A 17,984-nucleotide genomic window follows, 5' to 3' on the forward strand; every position below is an offset into this window, starting at 1 on the left:
ACGCAAAATGGCTTTTGTAAGTGATGTAAACTATCCTTCCTCCAGATTACTGGAGTCGATTATGAGGCGGATAAATGCGTATGGAACACAGCCGCGTGTAATTATTGAGCTAGATAAGCTGTCTTACGTGCCGGGATTTCGGCAAAAATATGATACGGTACAGTACGTGTATGACTCAGTTGTGGGAAATATGCTGTCCATCGACGGGGTCACACCATTGACGAATGAAACAGATGGAACGCCAATTACCGCCCCGACTGAATTGATTAATACAACGATGTCAATGCCGATTTTGTCCAGTAGAACGATGAATGGTAAGAAGAATGACAGTACTCATATAAATGGGATGCTGATTACGGATTGGCATGACTCTGATCCAAGGTGTTCTAGAAAAAGACATAAAGGGATCGATTTGGACTGTGAAAAAGGAGACCATATCCATGCTGTATGGGGAGGCCGTGTCAAGCAAGCAGGCTGGATAAATGGGTACGGCGCTGCTGTGTACATTGATCACGGGAACGGTTGGTCTACTCGTTATGCCCATATGAAACCAAACCACCTGCTGGTTACGAAAGGGGAAACGGTTCATGCAGGGCAACCGATTGGGATTGGCTGGAATTCGGGACTTGTGATTAAAGGAGGGGGAGGTGACGGTTCCCATCTCCATTTTGAGGTGAGGCAAAATGGTCATGACCTAAATCCAGAGCCATTTCTAAGGGGAGAAAAGGTAATTCAGGCTCCGGCACGTATCCTTTTACCAACCCGAAAATCCGAGCAATCAGCAGGTACCGCTATTGAATATTCGATGGAAGCCACTGCCTATCATGCAAAATGTACGGGGTGTACAGGAATCACAAAAGGGGGAACGGATGTTAGTGTCTGGAAAAATGATAAAATCATCGCTGTCGATCCCTCTATCATACCTCTAAAAAGTAGAGTAGAGGTAATTGTCGATGGTGTTAGCTGGGGAGAATATTTGGCTGATGACATTGGTGGAGCCATCAAGGGTAATAAGATTGATATTTTAATGGAAAATGATCAAAAGTGCAGGGCATTTGGCAGAAAACAAGTTCTTGTTCGGGTGAAAAGCTGGGGAGATGGCAGGGCGCGCAAGTCAGATGGTCAGATTGATCATGCCGTTTCCACCTATCAATTTAATCGGACGACTGAAAAGATTTCCTATCATAAGGATTTTACTGCAAAAAAGACGGCATTAGACCCTGCTAAATATACAGAGATAGTAGGCGCGGAGCAGTACATGGACTACGATTCACACAATAAATCCTATCATCTTCTAGGATTTAAGAAAACCAATGCGGCCGGACAGATTAAAAAGTTTACATTTGAGCATGACTGGTTTAAGGCTGGCAGTTTAGGCTGGGCTTACATGGCCAATCTGGAATTGGAAGATGTGGTTCAGGTCAAGGCTGATGGGGTCACAGTAGCTACGATAAAGGGTATAAATGCCAAGTATGGTATAGCATATCCACCATCTATTCCTGTCCCAAAAGGAAAACACAAAATCGAATTTTCTTTATCCAATCCTTCCAAAGCTTCTACTGGACGTTTTGGCATTCTTTTCCTAAAAGCTCGTGAATTCGATGTAGAATCAATTAACAGGAAAACGGTATGGGATTATGAAGATACAATGAGTTCTGCGAAGAATTGGATTATGTATCAGCAAGCAGATATTAAGGATAATGGTGCATATCAAACCATTACGTCTAACGGAAAAGAAGCAGGTCTAGAACGAGTGGGCAGGGTGAAAAGCTTCCCATTTACCATTCAATTTAAGGTTAAGGTTGATAAAGCTTCCCAAGGAAAGGTATATATCTCGGATGGAAAAAAAGGTTATCAAATCGAGATTACCGACGCGGGGATCAGTACCAATGGCGGAGCATACCAAGTGGACAATAAAAAGGATTTTGTAGAGTATGTTGTTGTTTGTCATAACGAAACGGATATGGATGTGTATGTGTATGTTAAGAAGCAGCTCCCTGATGATCAAGAAAAATGGGAAAATACGGGAGTGCGCGGGACAGCGGTTCCTTATGGGACAAACCGTATTTTGTTCGCCGTTACAAAGGGGGCGATACACCTTGCTGATGTAAGGTATGCGTTCAATAATTATGCTATCGAACAGTTTGCTACTCACATTGAAAATACGTACAAAGAAAAGTGGTATGAGGTGGGGAGCTTTCAATACGAGGATACGTTCGTTTTAGAAGATGACATCATCTCATGGGAGGTAAACTCACATCTAGATACCTCCTCTACAACTGCTGCTATTACGTTAAATAACGCAACGGGGAAATACTCACCTACATTTGAGAGAAATACGATTTTTCCTGACACCTATAAAAGCCTTCCGTCTCCCTATTCTTATTGGGAGGAGGGCGAAATGCGCCATGTTATTAGTGAAGGGACGCCTATTCGAATTTATGCTGGCTATGGGGAAGATGTGGTTCGCATTTTTACAGGACTGATTAAGGGTGAAATTGAAGAGGACGCCGAGGCTAAAACGATCACCTTTCATTGTGTTGATCGGTACGATGTGTTGGAAGAATTTGTCTTTTATAAACCGATGTCCTATCCGCCAGAAGAAGCGTATGCAGGTGATGGCGGAGCATATGCCTGGCTAAAATCTAGTATTGTTGAAGATATCGCAGTGACTGCTGGATTAAGCAATTGGCGGGTTCATTATGAAGATACCAAATACCCGGATTATGAAATTGAGGATACAGTCTATATTGATGTAAATAAAGGGAAGAGCACCTTTATGAAATTTAATAAAAAGACAAATGAATTAGAAGCAGTGACTCAGGAAAGTGTGAAAACAGTGGGAGGCTGGCAAAATCCATTTGTTGCGTCCGTCACCTTCCAGCCAGGGACCAGAGCGGCAGATGCTATTCAGTCATTGCTACAAGATATGCCCTACAGAGCCTATTGTGATAGATATGGAACCTTTCATGTAAAACGTCTTTCCTTCCTAGATGTCCCCCAATGGCAAATGATAGATTCAGCGAAATGGGAGTTTGTCGATAGTAACAATTTGCTAGAAATGACCTCCTCTACGGACTATTCGCGAATCCGAAATCACCTGATGATTTCGGGCTCAGCAGGCTTGGTTGAGCATTTTTTTGATAAGAGTTTATTGGTGGCCACGAAAGGGAATATTCGAACAGCAGGTATGCATATGGCTTGGATTGAGGAAAAGGATGGAGCTACCATGAGAGGGCTGAAGGAAGAGATTGCCAAAAAGGTTTTCTTTGATATGAAACGTCAAGCACGTACAAAAAATGTAGTAGTAAAAGGCAATCCATGTATTGAATTGCTGGATGGCTGTTACGTGTATGATCAAAATACGTACACAGCAGGCTACTATCTGATCAAAGGAAACAGACTTGTTGGCAATGAAAGCGGCATGGTGAACTTTTTGGAACTAACCTGGCACTCTTTGCCACAGCCTAAATAGTATAAAGACTCAGCGTACTTGAATGACATCTCCATAAAAAAAGCAAGGAAAGTTTACGTATCAAACGATAACTGTTCCTTGCTTTTTCTTATATTGAAATAGAAGCCGAGGTGTTTATGATGTTCAATCGTAACTTTACAAACGCAAATGAAGTTTTCCCCATTATAGACCTGATTAGAAGAGAGCTGAAAAAAGGGGGGCTATACGCAGGTGGGGATGATTTAACCATTGTCCAGAGCCAGAGGGAGCCTGAGGTTGTAAGTGTTGAGGTATTGCGAGAATTAACATCGCATCCGTCACTGGTTACTACCGTTATTTATACATATGACAATGGGACAATTGAAAAGCTCAGTCTTGAACGTGATGATAGCTTAATAATCACGGGCTTTTTAATTGAAGTAGAGCAATCCTCCATCGTAAATGAGGAGCTGGAGAAGGAGACAGACATTCAAGCATTTAGAGCGATTCAGGGCAGTATTATTCGTGAAAACGGTTTGTTTAAGAGTCTTAAACTTGAATATGTAAGGGCGGTGTAGGTGTTGGCGAGTGGTGCTCATTTTGCTAGTTATGTAGTTGGCGGAAGGCTCGATCCGCCTTTTATGCCAACGAAAACAACTCCTTATATTGAGGGGATCATTCTGACCTCCAAAGGTCTTGGCAAGACAGATCATGCGTTAGCTATTGCTGAGGATAGTGAGCTACTTTCTATTGCTGTTGGGTCTTCTCAATATGAAGCAAAGGATTTTTGGAATTTTTACGTAAACAATCAATTGGTTTGCAAGAACATTTATACAAAGGATTTACCTGAGGGAATGTATTTAACAGCTCTTATACCATGTAAGGCAGGGGGTACATTCTATTTTGAATTTTTTAATGAGGGTGGAAAAAATAAATATATTTGGGTGAATTACCAAATGCTGAGGTAGGAAGGGAGGAGATTATATGTCTGATGCTCACCCTTGGCTTGATGTTATGCTGACCGAAAAACATTTGCTTGAAGGCTTAGCGGATCTATGTATAGCAAATGGTTGGAGGAAGGAGGCTGAATTTCACAAAGTAGTGTATGCGCCGCGACTGACCAAACCAACGATTGTTCGTTTCTTTTTACCTTTGGCTCGCCCCTATGTCGATATTCCCAAGCTAGCATATCCAGATGATTTTTATATTTATTTGGATGGAGAATTGATGCCTAGTACCTATTATAGCGTTATGGATAAGGCAAATGGCGGTTTACGAATTGAATTCGAGCCAGGTGTACAGGGACAAGCTGCCATTTACTACAGTGAGATAGATGGCTCAGATGAGTTTGAGTTTTACGTCGCTAAACACTATATCGTACGAAACATCTCCGGAAATTTGTTTGGGATGGCGGTGCTTGGAAAGGTTAAGGAACAAATTTATAACACAGGTGAGAGAGTGCCCTTCGCTGTTTATCATCCATCTGCAGATTGGGGTACCCAGCTTATGCCACATGATACAGGCATTTTTTCATGGGCAATTAAAAAAGTGGAGGAAGAAGACCTGTATGAACGGCATACGTTGTATTTCTATCAGCTTGATAAATTTATTTTAGGCGGAAATATGATAGTAGGCTGGCAAGATCCAAAAGAGTTCCAAAGGGTCGCACTGGATGTAGAGGTTCAGGCCGCGATGTGGGGATTACAGGCCAAGTCACAAGCCTTGCAATTCAAGGTTACAGAGCAATATCCGCAATTTTATCAGTCTCCCATTGTTACTACAAGAACCCGCATTCCACAGCTAGAAAGCATTGGAGATAGCCATGGATTACAAGTTAAATACACCAATTGGTGGAGCGATAGCAAAGTGTTTGTTAAAGGCTTTGTGGATGGTAAGTCCCTGATGTTTATCATTACTTCTGATACCGCACCTGTTTGGAACAGTAATGCGGTACCGGCTATTCCTCTTTATATGGGGGATTTTGATGTGGAAGGCGAGACGGAGGAAGTGTTGAAGCGAGAGCTTGTCTTTGAGCTGGACCAAGCCACTGGGAAAAAGATGACCATTGTATCCAATAATCCCATGAATTCAAAGGGATCAAAGGTCAAAGTTTGGTTATCTGGAGATGTAAATGGAGATGAAGGTGAGCTTGTAAAGGTATCTGTTGAAGGGGTAGAGGTAGGTGTTTTTCATACAACCGACTATCAAAAACCTGTTGATATAAAAGCGGATGCAGAGTACCTGGGAGAGTTTGATGTGTTTGGAATTGAGGATAAGAGCACGATTACGATAGAGGTTCAGAGTACCGCTGGAGTGAATGCTTATCCTCCTGTATCAGCCCGCATATGGCTGGATTTTATTATTTATACAGATAAAGGTGGCAAGCCCGCAGCTTTGTTCGCGGGGTCTGCTTTAAGTAAAAAGGGCGCTAGCGCAGACAATGCACTAAGGGCTTCTGCCGCATTTGACTATGATGATTACGACGATGCTAACTGGCAAGATACCCTGCTGCCTATTTTAAAGGAATATCCAGTCCATGCGAGTAACGGAATTGATTCTGTCATGGTCAAAAGAACCAAGTACGGTGCACGTTATCAGTCCTATTATTTTTCTTGGAATGTTCCACCTAATAGTATGCCACCTTTGCGTGAAACTAAGAAAAAAGAAAAACATCCACGGGCTTGGAACAATTATATGCAAGAGCTATACAAGTATCAATTCAATCCTTCCAGATACAGTGAAAAAGCACATGCATCTAAAGCTATGCTAATTCATCCTGAGGATGGAGCTCATGGAACGCTGCGACATGTTATTTTTGTATCTCCCTTAACTATAATGAATGGTGATGAATTAGCTGTAGCCGATCAATACTGCGATGTAGACGGAAATCATAAATACCTAATCTATTCCTACTATTTGGTAGAGGGAATTTCCCCCATGACGAAACGGCCTGGAACTCCTTTTCGTCCAGCAGGACTCGGGATTTTAAAAGATGGAAACATCACGCTTCCGCCAATACCTCCCGATCCACCGCCGCCACCGCCATTCGTGGTAACCATTGCCCCCTCTTTTTCGCGAATTAAGACTGGGGAGTCTGTTAACTTTACATCAAGTTATAGTAGGCATTCACCCATACTTCATTTTGAGTGGAATGGTTCAGGAGACCACCATAAGGGGAGTTATTCAGTAGACCATGCTCAATTTACATTCAAACAGAGTGGAACCTACACGGTAACCTTAACAATTGTAAATGAACAGGGGCAAAAAGGGAAAGCGACGGCAACGATTGAGGTTATAGAGCCGCCACCACCCCCACCACCTCCTCCGCCACCCCCACCTCCAAATACGCAAAAATGTGGCAAGCTGGCAGAATCAGGTGGAGGACAGCGGACGGAAAAATATCATGAGCTTGGTTCCAACGGAGGAAATGTCGTTATTGAATACGACATGTACGGAGTACCTGATCGTATGGATGTCTTTTATCAAGATACTCTAGTGGCTAGTACTCATGGCGAAGTAAGTAACAAAGGGAGCCTGTCGTTTCAATATAACCCATTTGGTGGAATAACCCAGATTAAAGTCGTCGTATCATCAAGCAGCTCGGGTACGCAATGGGAATACTTGGTGCATTGCCCTAGTCCATAAGAGTAGGGGAGTTAAATAAAACATATAAGGGGTGTATGATATGCCTTTCATTGACACGACTGCTGCTACTTTTTCACCAAAAGTAACAGAGTCTGATTTACAAGCTCGATTAGGTGATCTGCTCGCAACAGCAGGCTGGAAGGTTGTGGCGAACTTTAAGAAGGTTATTTTTGATGCAAGCTTAACAAACCCGCGATCGACGAAAACACCCAGCACAGCATATCGAATAACGGTTGCCGAGCACTTTATTTATGCCAATCAGGAAAATAAGATGTTCGGGATTGCTATCGCTGGATCTTGGAGTCCAAAACTACTTGAGTATAAGTTCAGACCTGATAAAGATGCCTTTGCTGACTTTGCTGATTGGACAACAAACGAATTTAGAAAATATCGTTCCCCTCAAACATTATTTGTTTATATGGTTGAAGACCTAAAGGGCTTGACTCAGAATTATCCTGATATTGTCTTGGCTTGGGATACAAGTCTAGAAAAGGAACAATTGCGTGCAGCAGTCGATATTGAGGTGGAATCCAGTAAATGGAGCGATTCTGGGTCATCAAATGTGGTATTCACAATTGAAAAGGCTGAGGGAAGCCGAATGCAATCACCTGTCATGCAGGCAGGTCTTCGCACCAATTTATTGGAGAAATATTTCGAACCCTCTTACAATTCTGCTGTCCAGTTTACGAACTGGTGGGCTGATTCTGAAATATCAATCAAAGGGACTCTGTCTAAAACGAATCTATTCTTTGTGATGCAATGTGATAATGTGCCCGCACCTGAAGGGAACTTAGTCCCAAGCATTCCATTTTACTTTGGAAAGCTGGACCCGATTGAAGAGGGAGACAATGCTTACGCTTTGTTTGTAGGCAGTGTACCTATTGAGAAAAATCTCAAAGATATTACGGAATATGATTACGACAATACAGCTACTCGTCAACCTAATATTATGCCGTTGTTAAAATCATATCCAAAATTCCCTGCTAACGGGCTGGATAACGTATGTGTGCATCGCGGTAAGCTGGGTGCTCGCTATCAGGCGCACTATTTGTCTTGGAATGCACCACCTAATCAGATGCCTCCAGCACGATCTTCAGTCGATGGAAAACGAGATTACCCGCGAGCTTGGAATAACGCAGAAAATCCTTTATATAAATACAATTTTAATCCATCTCGATATAGTAGCAAGGTTCACACCTCCAAGGTATACGTAATTCATCCTGAGGAGGGTGTGCGTGGAACGTTAAAAGACACCATCGCTTTGGCTGCGTTCTCCTTTCATGCAAATAAATTACGGGTTAAAAAAGCTCATTGCCCAGACGAATTTGACGTATATCGTTATTTCATGGTCGAAGGTGTTTCTCCTCTTACCAAAAAGCCAGGGACTCAGTTCCGACCAGCGGGAATTGGTTTGTATCTGAACACGGTTGATAAAGAAGGAAAAGAAATCCCTACTCCTTAGGACTAGGTAAAACACGTAGAGAGGTGAATGCGTAATGGCATGGTTTGATGGAGATTCTACCATTCAATTGTTTCCTGATAAACTGGAAAAATTATTTAATGAGCATGGCTGGCAAACTTATGTGAAATATCGTGCAGTAACAGATCAGGCAAAGAAAGTGACAACTAAATTTGCAGATGTAAGATTGTTTCGATCTGTTGGAAGTGATGGTCAGGTTCGAAATTTTGGCATGGTTTATGGTTATGGTGGCAAATTCAAGAAGCCTGGTGAAGTAGATTATATTTCACAAAACTCAGTGTTAGGTGAAGCTGCATTCCTACCAGGTTCAACGACCCAAATGCAAGTAATAGTGTACCCTATTGAAAAAGGCTCATTAATGCTTTACAAAAATGGTGTATTTGTTGATAAAACTGAGTACAAGGTAGAGGACTTTACTGGAGTGATTACTCTTACGGCTCCAGCAGACCCAAATGATAAATTCACGGTTTCCTATGCTCCAGCACCAAATGCACCTGATATGCCGAAAAGATTGTATTTCTTTACCTATGATGATGTTCGAAGTGAGAAAATTGTGCAAGGTATGGATGGCAATGTAAAAGTGGGTGATCCTGAATCCATTTTACCTGATGGAGACGGGGCTAAACGAAGCTTCCAGATTCCTACAGTGGCTACGATTAAGGAAGGAACTGTACGTCTTTATATTAATCAGGTTGAAATCTCGTCTGATGAGTACGAGGTAGATTATACGACCAATACAATCAAAATTCTTTCAACTCGTCCAGCCCCTGATTTAGGTGCGGAGCTGCATGCTTCTTATGTACGCGTGTTAGTTGGAACAGGGACAAAAACAATTAACTATGGCGATATCTTAGTGAAAAAATTTGATCCAGATGACGGAAAATCTATGATGGATGGTGTATATTCCGCTATTACGTATATTTATCCATCTATGCCAACTGCCTTGTCCTTCACACCTTTAGATCATTTTGATCGTGGTTGGCAACGTGACTCAACAATGTTTTATTGGGGAAATATGACAAAGGATCGTATCGTTTTATTCTTGCGGCCTGATCCAACAGCGGGTCCCGAGAACACCTATTATGCTCCTTTATATATTGGACGTATGACTACGCTTGGCAAATCTCCTCGTAAAAATCATGTGATTCTATCAGGATGCCGTCAAAAAGATGAGATTAAATGGAAAAAGGATATGAAGCTAGGGGCGCTATTTGTTGACTATGGCAACCATACCTCTAATGGCAATAGTAGCGTTCAGTTGCAGCAGTCTATTGGTGGTACGTACTATCAGGAGCATTATCTTGCGTTTATTACGCATGACAAAATGGTCGATGAAGGTGAGTCGCGCTTTAATCCATCTGTTTATAGCGGGAAATATCATATTTCCCCAATGTATGTCGTTCATCCTAACGATGGTTTTGTTGGTAAGCTAGATGAGTGCTATGCTATCCACCCTAAAAATATCTCCCAATTGGACGAGCTTGAGGTGATTGAAATTTCTGAAAATGAAGATCTAGGTAAAGGTGATGGAGTTAAAAAAACATTCCATCTATCCCATCAGCCTTCACTAAAAGATGATGGAACCCCGTTCAAGCTTGAGGTAAAGGTAGATTGTGCGTTGATGGTGCTCGGTAAAGACTATACGCTTGATTTTGAAACAAAGAGAATCGTGTTCTTAGACGGAAAAGAACCTGCAAAGGATGCAGAAGTATTTGCTACTTATGACTATAAGCAGTTGTATCGCTATACGTTAGCAGATACGCCTGTATGTCCGTTAACGTTAGCGACCATTAGCCCGTTTGCACCTATCGGTCTTGGTATCCTAAAAGATACACTTGTTAAAAACAGCTAATAAGGCGGGGGAGGTTGGCGGTGTGCTGAACGGTAAAAAATCTTACCTTATCAGTTTCACCGCCCTTTTTTCTAAAAAGGGCTATGAACTGGCGTTTGGTATAGACACAGTGTTTAATGGGACCAGAAATACTAAATACCATGTAACAGCCCCTGTTAACAGTACTTATAGAAGCCTAAAATTGGATACCTACACGACAGCAAATAAAGTCTCAAACTCTGCGACCGGTCTGCTTGGAAAAAATATAAAGTTGGCTTCTAACGTGACAGAAGTGGAGGGAGTAGAAGCAGAGCTAGCTTTTGGTAATGTCGTATCCTATTTTTTGGACATCTATAAATACAGTAACGGGGAGTATGCAGGGAAAGAGTGCAATCATCATGACCTGTATCAAGGAACACCATTTTTGAATGTCCAGGAACAGATCGACAGAACTACAAAAGCTGATTCTATTTTACATGCTAATCACGAACGAACGGTCTTATCAGAGACACTCGTTCCTGTTTGTCAGTCCTCATTTATCTATGGATCACCAAGCCTAGAGGTTCAAAATCAGCATGCTTTTCGAGCTGTAGGATATGACCAGCATGCTCAAACAGACGCCACTTCTTCAGCAGATAAAATCTTAAATACCTACAAAGCAACGGTGGAAAGTCAAGATTTTGCATCCACCCCCAAAAAGGTAGATGCTTCACATCCTAATCAACTGACGAATAGTAAAAGGAAGACGCCAACCTATGAAAGTGAGGAAATGCTCCTTCACCAAAATATTCTCTACGAAAAAGAAGGCGAGCTACAAAAGAAATATCTGACTAGTAAAATGGATTACGGTCTAGAGAATCAAGGGAGTAAAGCTGCTGTCCGTATTCACGGGGAGATGCTTGACGCAAAAGGGGAACAAAATGCTCTTGGATATAGGAAATCCATCTATGATGCTGATACATTGCATGACGTTCCTGATCCAGCAAGGCGCGCCTCTTATCTAGCAGATTGTACAGATAAAAAAGCAGCAAAGCCTGTTTTTGACAAGAAGGAACAAATCGTAATTGAAACCTTACTTCATCTTAGTAGAAAAGAAAACAAAGATATATATTCTATTAGTTCTTTTTCTGCAAGTGATTCGTTATCAATACAAGCAGATGCAAAGCTGCCTCAGAAAGTAATAAATGGATTAGCTTCTGAAAATGTACCTGGACATGTTTTGGATTTCATACAAAGTCATGTAAAACGAGACGGTGGGGGAACGTTAGATAAATTGTCTGTCTCAAACCTGGGAATTGATAAGGGTGTCGATCAGCAAACATTCCACGCTGTAGAAGGATTAAAAAGTATATTAGCCCAAAATCCTGAGATAAGTAAGATGAGTCGTTTATTAGAAATTATGCATGGTGTCCAAGCTTTTAAAATGATTGAAGCAGGCATGGAAAATGTGATTAGGCATACGGTAATGCAAGCTACTTCAGATGTCGATATTCATTCAGTCTCACAATCAGTAATACAGCACCTTATGAAGGGGAATAGCAGTCAATACTCAGAAGCGGGAATGCAAAAATTCACACAATGTCTGGCTGCTTATACCAAGGATGTCCAGATAGAAAGAGAAGATCTCGGACAAAACCAGATAAAAGCTAATGGCTTAGAAGACAAACAAATGGATGCGTCTGTCAGCACTAGGGGAGTAGAAGCTACTGCAAGTTGTTTTGTATCTAAAGAGCATAGCAAGGCTAACCAGCTAGCAAACACTACTAAATTCCTATTGGGTCAGTCTGCACGTACGCAATACTCAGATGAGTCAGGAAGCATAGTCCATGGTTTAATGAACAACTATTTGCCTTTGAACGTCGATGATGCTGTCTTTGTAACAAAGAGCCAAAATCGAAGGATTGATCTGGAAGAGCTGATTTCATCGAATAGAGGGTTCGTTCGTGAGCTGGATCGCCACCATCAATTCCTGTTAGCAGAGGTAGAAAAAGACCCTGCTTCCGATACGCCGCTGAATTATACAAAAGCAAATTTTATCAGTGATACAGCAGGAGAAAATGCATTGTGGTTAGTAACAGGAAATAAAAATCACGTAGAAGAAGCTCTTATGCTCGAAAAAACGTGCGGGCCTGATATTAATTCTGGCAGTGAAGCGATAACCGATGATGGTATACATGCTTATGCAGAGCTTGAGAAAAGTGCTAAAGGCTTTAGTGGATATACTGAAGATACGCAGCAAGAATTCATATTATGGGTTGACAAACGGATAGACCGGGAAAGTGAATATCAACCACAGCTTACAGCACATACAACTACAGGCGGGGATGCTGTGGTAGAAGAAGGCGAGAGAACCCGCGAAGGGACAGATTTCCCGTTTGCTATGTTGGAAAACAAGGGGCTAGGAACAAAGGCTGTTTATGCTGATGGTATTCTTGATTTCACGAAATTATCCGAACGAGAGAATACCGATAATGGAGTGTTTGTTTTCTTAACAGAGGCTGCCTCTTCTCTAGCAGAGGATTCCAGCAGAGTAGACTCGACTGAAACCGCTGATTATCTTACGAATTACAAAACATCAGCGAAACGTCCAGAAACGGCTAATCGTGTAACAAGCTACGAAGCCTCTGAGCAACACCCAGAAACGGCCGATTATGTAACCGACTATGAATCCTTAGACCAGCATCCGGAAACGGCTGCTGCCTATGTAACCAACTATGAAGCGTTAGACCAGCACCCGGAAACAGCTGCCTATGTAACCAACTATGAAGCGTTAGACCAGCACCCAGAAACGGCCGATTATGTAACCGACTATGAATCCTTAGACCAGAAACTGGAAACGGCTGCCTATGTAACCAACTATGAAGCCTTAGACCAGCATCCGGAAACGGCTGCTGCCTATGTAACCAACTATGAAGCCTTAGACCAGCAGTCAGAAACGGCTGCCTATGTAACCAACTATGAAGCCTTAGACCAGCACCCAGAAACGGCTGCCTATGTAACCAACTATGAAGCCTTAGACCAGCACCCAGAAACGGCTGCCTATGTAACCAACTATGAAGCCTTAGACCAGCACCCAGAAACAGCTGCCTATGCAACCAACTATGAAGCGTTAGACCAGCACCCAGAAACGGCTGCCTATGTAACCAACTATGAAGCGTTAGACCAGCACCCGGAAACGGCCGCCTATGCAACCAACTATGAAGCGTTAGACCAGCACCCAGAAACGGCTGCCTATGTAACCAACTATGAAGCGTTAGACCAGCACCCGGAAACGGCCGCCTATGTAAAAAATTACGAATCATCAGAGCAACAGCCAGAAACGGCCGATTATGTAATAGATTACAATAATCTATCTGTAGATAAGCTAGAATCAGGAGCATATGATCTTAATTATGATGCCGAGACGAGTAACATGGAATCAGGCGTCTATAAAGAAAAAATCCTGAATACCTATACTTCTGTAAATAATATGGCATCTGTACAAAAATCCACCGATGAATCTAGTTTTGTTGAGTGGAATAGTGGCAATAGACAACAGCTTACAATAGATGCTATTTCAAGTGGTCTGGAATCAGGAGAAAATAATAAATTAGACAACGTGAACCTCCATAATGGTGAGTTAGCTTCCTCTGATAAAGGTTTGACTACTGTTATAGAAGAAATGACGATGCAAGTAGGAGACAGCATCTATGACGCGCGTATGGAAACCGCTGAAAGCTCCGGAGCGGATACCATTTCAATCAGTGTTACCCAAAAGCTTGAAGAATCTTATATGAACGGAAGTAACAAGTTAGGGGTTTTACACCGTCAAGTACATGCAACAACTGACGGTGGATCTACTCAAACCACTGTTACTCAGGAGACTAAGGCTGATTCTATTACAATGACTCAGGACAGCCACGTTCACATTCACTCAGATAGTGTGCGGAAGAAAAAACGTGTTGTAACGCATCTGCAAATAGAAGAAGTGTCCGGAAGACGTAAACGAGTCTATCCAACCCTCTTGTTTTATGCTTTGAAGGGTAAACGCAAAAAGAATGTAATGATAACAGATCTGATTCAGCCTGAGGAAGCAAGAAGACCGAACAAAAAGATAAATACAGTTCTAGAACATGGATCGAGAGCTACCAATGAAACCATCCCGACTTCACCAAAACGAAAAATTTGGATGATTCTTGGTAAAATTGCTTCCTGGAGCATATGGAACTGGAAGAAAACAAGGTAGGGGAATTTATGGGAATTTACAAGAAATGGAGTGGTTTAATTTTTGATGATAGGTTTGATAACGGGAGTATTCACTCCCGTTACAACTTATCTCCAAGCGGTGCCTGCTCACTTGATCGCAATAAAAATCAGCTTGTTATGGCTCATTCAGATTTGGAAACCTCAGTACTATTCGATGTACCAGCAGAACATACCCTAATGTTTGAGGTAATAGCTGATTATGTCCCAGTGGAGCTTGGTGATGAAGGCGGCATTCTGATTTGGCAGGATGGTTATCATCGACTAGAGTTTCTTGAAAGCAGAGATACAACAGGAACGGAATATAGCAAATGGCGAGTCTGTAAAAAAGGAAACAAATGGACTTTTTTTGCTAATCGAGGATATGGGTGGGAAATATTTGATACAGATAGTATAGTGGCTGAAAAGATGGGGGTCGTTGTCAAGAATTCTTCATCATCAGGCTATCAGAATGTAAACATTGATCGGTTAGTTGTATGCAAAGACAGCAAAATTACGATTGGGAATCTGCCACCAGGCTTTTCTGTGTTTTTATGTGACAAAGATGGGTATACCGTCGCCTCTTCGACCTTGGAAGAAAACTGGACAGGAGTTGAGCTAGAACTCCCGATGTTGTCCTACCACGGGATAATTCGAATTTATGATTCTACAGGTACCCTCTTGTCGAGTCTAGGACCCGTTGATATGTATGGTGGGGATGTTTTTTTATACGGGACAGATTTACGTGTCATGTGGAAAGGCGTTGAACTAAGCCCTACAGGAGCAACCTATTTAGGTACGATGTATGATAAAACAATTATCGTTCAAATGGAGCTTTCCAATCCGTCATCTAATAAAGCAGCAACAAACATATCTATGAGTATTTTAAAATACTTAGAGGAATTTGGATATGAGTGGGCTGATATTTGTCATGACGACGGATCAAATATGCCGACGAACAAATATTCTCAAACCCTTGACATGGGAGATCTAGCCCCGCTTGCTAGTAAGAAGTTTTGGATGAGGGTAGAGAAAAAAAGCGAACGCTTCGGATTAAAGCCGTTGCATTTTATTCTGGATATTAACCATTTGTAAGGAGGTGTTTTGGGCATGGCAGGAACTAAAATGAATCTACGTCGATATGGAAACGAATATCTATATTGGAAGGAACAAGAGATCATTGTAGACCAAGCTTATTTGGATCTCAATCGCGGGTTATTTATTCAGTTAACACATCCTTATCAAATGGGTACGAAAATGCTGGACGTATTTTTTAATGGTCAGCACATACTTGCAGATGGTGGGTATGAAGAAATCAATGAATATATGATTCGTCTCGATTTAGGTGTTTATCCAGAAAACCATCCATTGAAGGGACAAGCTGTTCCGCTGATGCTTGGCGACGAGATATTTATACGTACCTGGAAACCTGAATATCGCCAAGGAAGCGGGAGTGGTATCGATGATTTAAGATTTAAAAGATTAGAAGAAGAAATTATTTCAGCAAGAAGATATAAAACGAATGACCTGCCTTTCTACTCTATTGACGACAGACTTGATCATATACAGGAAAGAGTCGAGGTAAAAACGATGGTATTTGTATTAAATCGGGTCTTTTTAGGAGTTGCAAAGCTTGAAATAAGGTTCCCATTTGATGGAAAGATTCAGGAAGTATACGCTTCTTGTGCTAAATCAGGCAACGGAAAAACAGTATTTGAAATCGAAAAATGTACGCAAGACAATTATGACAGCACTCCATCCTGGAAAAATATTTTCCAGGATAATCTTGTCATAGACAAAAACGAAAAGTCTTCAAAAACAGCTCAACCTACCTATACATTAGCCGAGGATACAATTTTAAAGGATGACCATTTTCGAATTCATGTTGCAGAACTCGGCGAAGGCATTGAAGGCGTAACCATTGAAATAAAGGTTATCATCTAATATTACCATTTTTAGAGAATATCCAGTCCTTTATACCTATAATGATTGTGAATATTTCAAAAGAGGTGATTATAAATGGCTGGAACAAGAGGGATTGCTAGATTACGCGGTGAGCAGTTTCACAATAAGATTATGCGAAATAATCATTTTGATACTGCTAACAAAATTAGTGAAACATACCTGGATATTCAATTTCACAATCACCGGGAAATTCTAGAAGACACCAAGATTGATGTATTTGTACAGGCAAACAACAAAGAAGTAAAAGGAGTTTCTCAGATTGATGTTACGGCTGACATTGGTGCTCGAAACATCTCGACGGGAGTGAACGTAGAAGGGGTTGTCTTAACGGAAAAGGTTCAGCTTCGATTGACGGGAAGCGATACACCTATCGGGGATGCTGATTCTGATGTAGTGTATGGTCGTCTGGAAGAAGCAGGCGGAGTATTTACTCTTAAATTCTTTAGTATGGAAAAAGGAGCAGAGCAGCCGTATACGTTTGATAAAAAAGCGGAAAATATTGATTATCGCTTTGTTATCCGTACAAATCTATCTGTTATTCCTGTAGATGCGATTGTTAAAGGTGGCGGAGGCTTTGTAGAAGGCGCCACAGATGCTAGAGCATACATGAATCTGGTACAACTTATGAAGGATATCTATGGTAAGGGCGGTACGCTTGATAACGATGGAAATGCTAATCTGGGTACATCCCTAGTCCAACAAATTGCTGACGAGGAAAGCGCGCGTAAGAATGCCGATAAGGCAATTCGCGATGATCTTGCTGCTCCCACCGGCGCTTCCCTGATTGGAGTTGTTAACGATCCAAGCTACACAGGCCTTACTGTTCAGACAGTGCTGACAGATCTGGCAAATCGTTTAAAAGCCGTAGAGCATGGTTCTGATAAAGAGGTTGTAGATGCCCACAACCGTGACGTGGAATCGAAAAATGGCTTGTTTCCGAAAGCGAGCTTTACTAGTCTGAAGGAACGTCTCGTTGATATGGAAAATAAGACAGATATTCGCACAAAAGAGCTCGATGATCGCATCTTACTGCTTGAAACGGAAGAGGAAGAAGAGTTTTACGAAGCAAAAGGCGGAGAAACAAATTATTCTCTTACAAAAGGATTGGCAAAGGACAAATCTGTTTTAGTAGCGATTAATGGTCAAATCCAAGTGCCTACGGTTAACTTTGAATTTAAACGAGATGCTTCTAACAGAATTGTCGGCATTGATTTTGCTCCAGATGCTTTAAAAGTAACAGATGGAATTCCTGATCTACTCTATATCAGGTATAAAAAATCCGTCTAGCTGAATTCGATTGCCTACTGAAAAATATAAAGTAACGAAAGGACTCTCTCAACAGAGGGTCTTTTTTGCTGTATGAAAAAAGCAGTTTAATCACTTAGGTACTTCTCATTACTAGCTCATCA

General features: G+C 41.6%; 10 protein-coding genes. All 10 read left to right on the plus strand.

Annotation, left to right across the window (positions count from 1 at the left end):
- Positions 1-7: 7 nt before the first annotated feature.
- The 10 genes from QZ995_RS03440 to QZ995_RS03485 all read left to right on the plus strand — a co-directional run bounded on the left by QZ995_RS03440 (position 8) and on the right by QZ995_RS03485 (position 17,862).
- Positions 8-3,475, plus strand: coding sequence for a peptidoglycan DD-metalloendopeptidase family protein (locus tag QZ995_RS03440; RefSeq protein WP_301803026.1), 3,468 nt, complete (start codon positions 8-10; stop codon positions 3,473-3,475).
- A 116-nt stretch (positions 3,476-3,591) separates the two neighbouring features.
- On the plus strand, positions 3,592-4,011 hold the full coding sequence (locus QZ995_RS03445; protein WP_301803029.1) for a hypothetical protein: 420 nt from the start codon (positions 3,592-3,594) through the stop codon (positions 4,009-4,011).
- 3 nt (positions 4,012-4,014) lie between these two features.
- Positions 4,015-4,401 carry a Low copy number virion structural protein gene (locus QZ995_RS03450; RefSeq protein ID WP_301803031.1) on the plus strand — a complete coding sequence of 129 codons (387 nt, stop codon included), beginning with the start codon at positions 4,015-4,017 and terminating at the stop codon, positions 4,399-4,401.
- Between the two features lie 16 nt (positions 4,402-4,417).
- A complete protein-coding gene (locus QZ995_RS03455) occupies positions 4,418-7,078 on the plus strand; it encodes a PKD domain-containing protein (protein WP_301803034.1) in 2,661 nt (886 codons plus the stop codon).
- Positions 7,079-7,118: 40 nt separating this feature from the next.
- The gene (locus QZ995_RS03460) at positions 7,119-8,540 is read left to right on the plus strand and encodes a hypothetical protein (protein ID WP_301803036.1); all 1,422 of its coding nucleotides are present in this window, start codon (positions 7,119-7,121) and stop codon (positions 8,538-8,540) included.
- A 34-nt stretch (positions 8,541-8,574) separates the two neighbouring features.
- The gene (locus tag QZ995_RS03465; RefSeq protein WP_301803041.1) at positions 8,575-10,410 is read left to right on the plus strand and encodes a hypothetical protein; all 1,836 of its coding nucleotides are present in this window, start codon (positions 8,575-8,577) and stop codon (positions 10,408-10,410) included.
- A gap of 22 nt (positions 10,411-10,432) precedes the next feature.
- Complete coding sequence (locus tag QZ995_RS03470) at positions 10,433-14,614, plus strand: hemophore-related protein (protein ID WP_301803044.1); 4,182 nt, start codon at positions 10,433-10,435, stop codon at positions 14,612-14,614.
- Positions 14,590-15,705 carry a cell adhesion protein gene (locus QZ995_RS03475; protein ID WP_301803048.1) on the plus strand — a complete coding sequence of 372 codons (1,116 nt, stop codon included), beginning with the start codon at positions 14,590-14,592 and terminating at the stop codon, positions 15,703-15,705. The genes QZ995_RS03470 and QZ995_RS03475 overlap by 25 nt, the downstream gene beginning before the upstream one ends.
- A gap of 15 nt (positions 15,706-15,720) precedes the next feature.
- A complete protein-coding gene (locus QZ995_RS03480) occupies positions 15,721-16,554 on the plus strand; it encodes a hypothetical protein (RefSeq protein WP_301803051.1) in 834 nt (277 codons plus the stop codon).
- 75 nt (positions 16,555-16,629) lie between these two features.
- Positions 16,630-17,862, plus strand: a complete 1,233-nt coding sequence (locus tag QZ995_RS03485) for a hypothetical protein (RefSeq protein ID WP_301803054.1) — start codon at positions 16,630-16,632, stop codon at positions 17,860-17,862.
- The last annotated feature ends 122 nt before the right edge of the window (positions 17,863-17,984 follow it).

The sequence above is a fragment of the Brevibacillus laterosporus genome (assembly GCF_030489605.1).
Lineage (GTDB): Bacteria > Bacillota > Bacilli > Brevibacillales > Brevibacillaceae > Brevibacillus_B > Brevibacillus_B laterosporus_E.

Excerpts from the sequence above, each read along its gene's own strand:
- QZ995_RS03480 (WP_301803051.1), top strand. The coding sequence starts at position 15,721 with ATGGCAGGAACTAAAATGAATCTACGTCGATATGGAAACGAATATCTA.
- QZ995_RS03475 (WP_301803048.1), top strand. The coding sequence starts at position 14,590 with ATGGAACTGGAAGAAAACAAGGTAGGGGAATTTATGGGAATTTACAAG.
- QZ995_RS03455 (WP_301803034.1), top strand. The coding sequence starts at position 4,418 with ATGTCTGATGCTCACCCTTGGCTTGATGTTATGCTGACCGAAAAACAT.
- QZ995_RS03460 (WP_301803036.1), top strand. The coding sequence starts at position 7,119 with ATGCCTTTCATTGACACGACTGCTGCTACTTTTTCACCAAAAGTAACA.
- QZ995_RS03445 (WP_301803029.1), top strand. The coding sequence starts at position 3,592 with ATGATGTTCAATCGTAACTTTACAAACGCAAATGAAGTTTTCCCCATT.
- QZ995_RS03440 (WP_301803026.1), top strand. The coding sequence starts at position 8 with ATGGCTTTTGTAAGTGATGTAAACTATCCTTCCTCCAGATTACTGGAG.
- QZ995_RS03465 (WP_301803041.1), top strand. The coding sequence starts at position 8,575 with ATGGCATGGTTTGATGGAGATTCTACCATTCAATTGTTTCCTGATAAA.
- QZ995_RS03485 (WP_301803054.1), top strand. The coding sequence starts at position 16,630 with ATGGCTGGAACAAGAGGGATTGCTAGATTACGCGGTGAGCAGTTTCAC.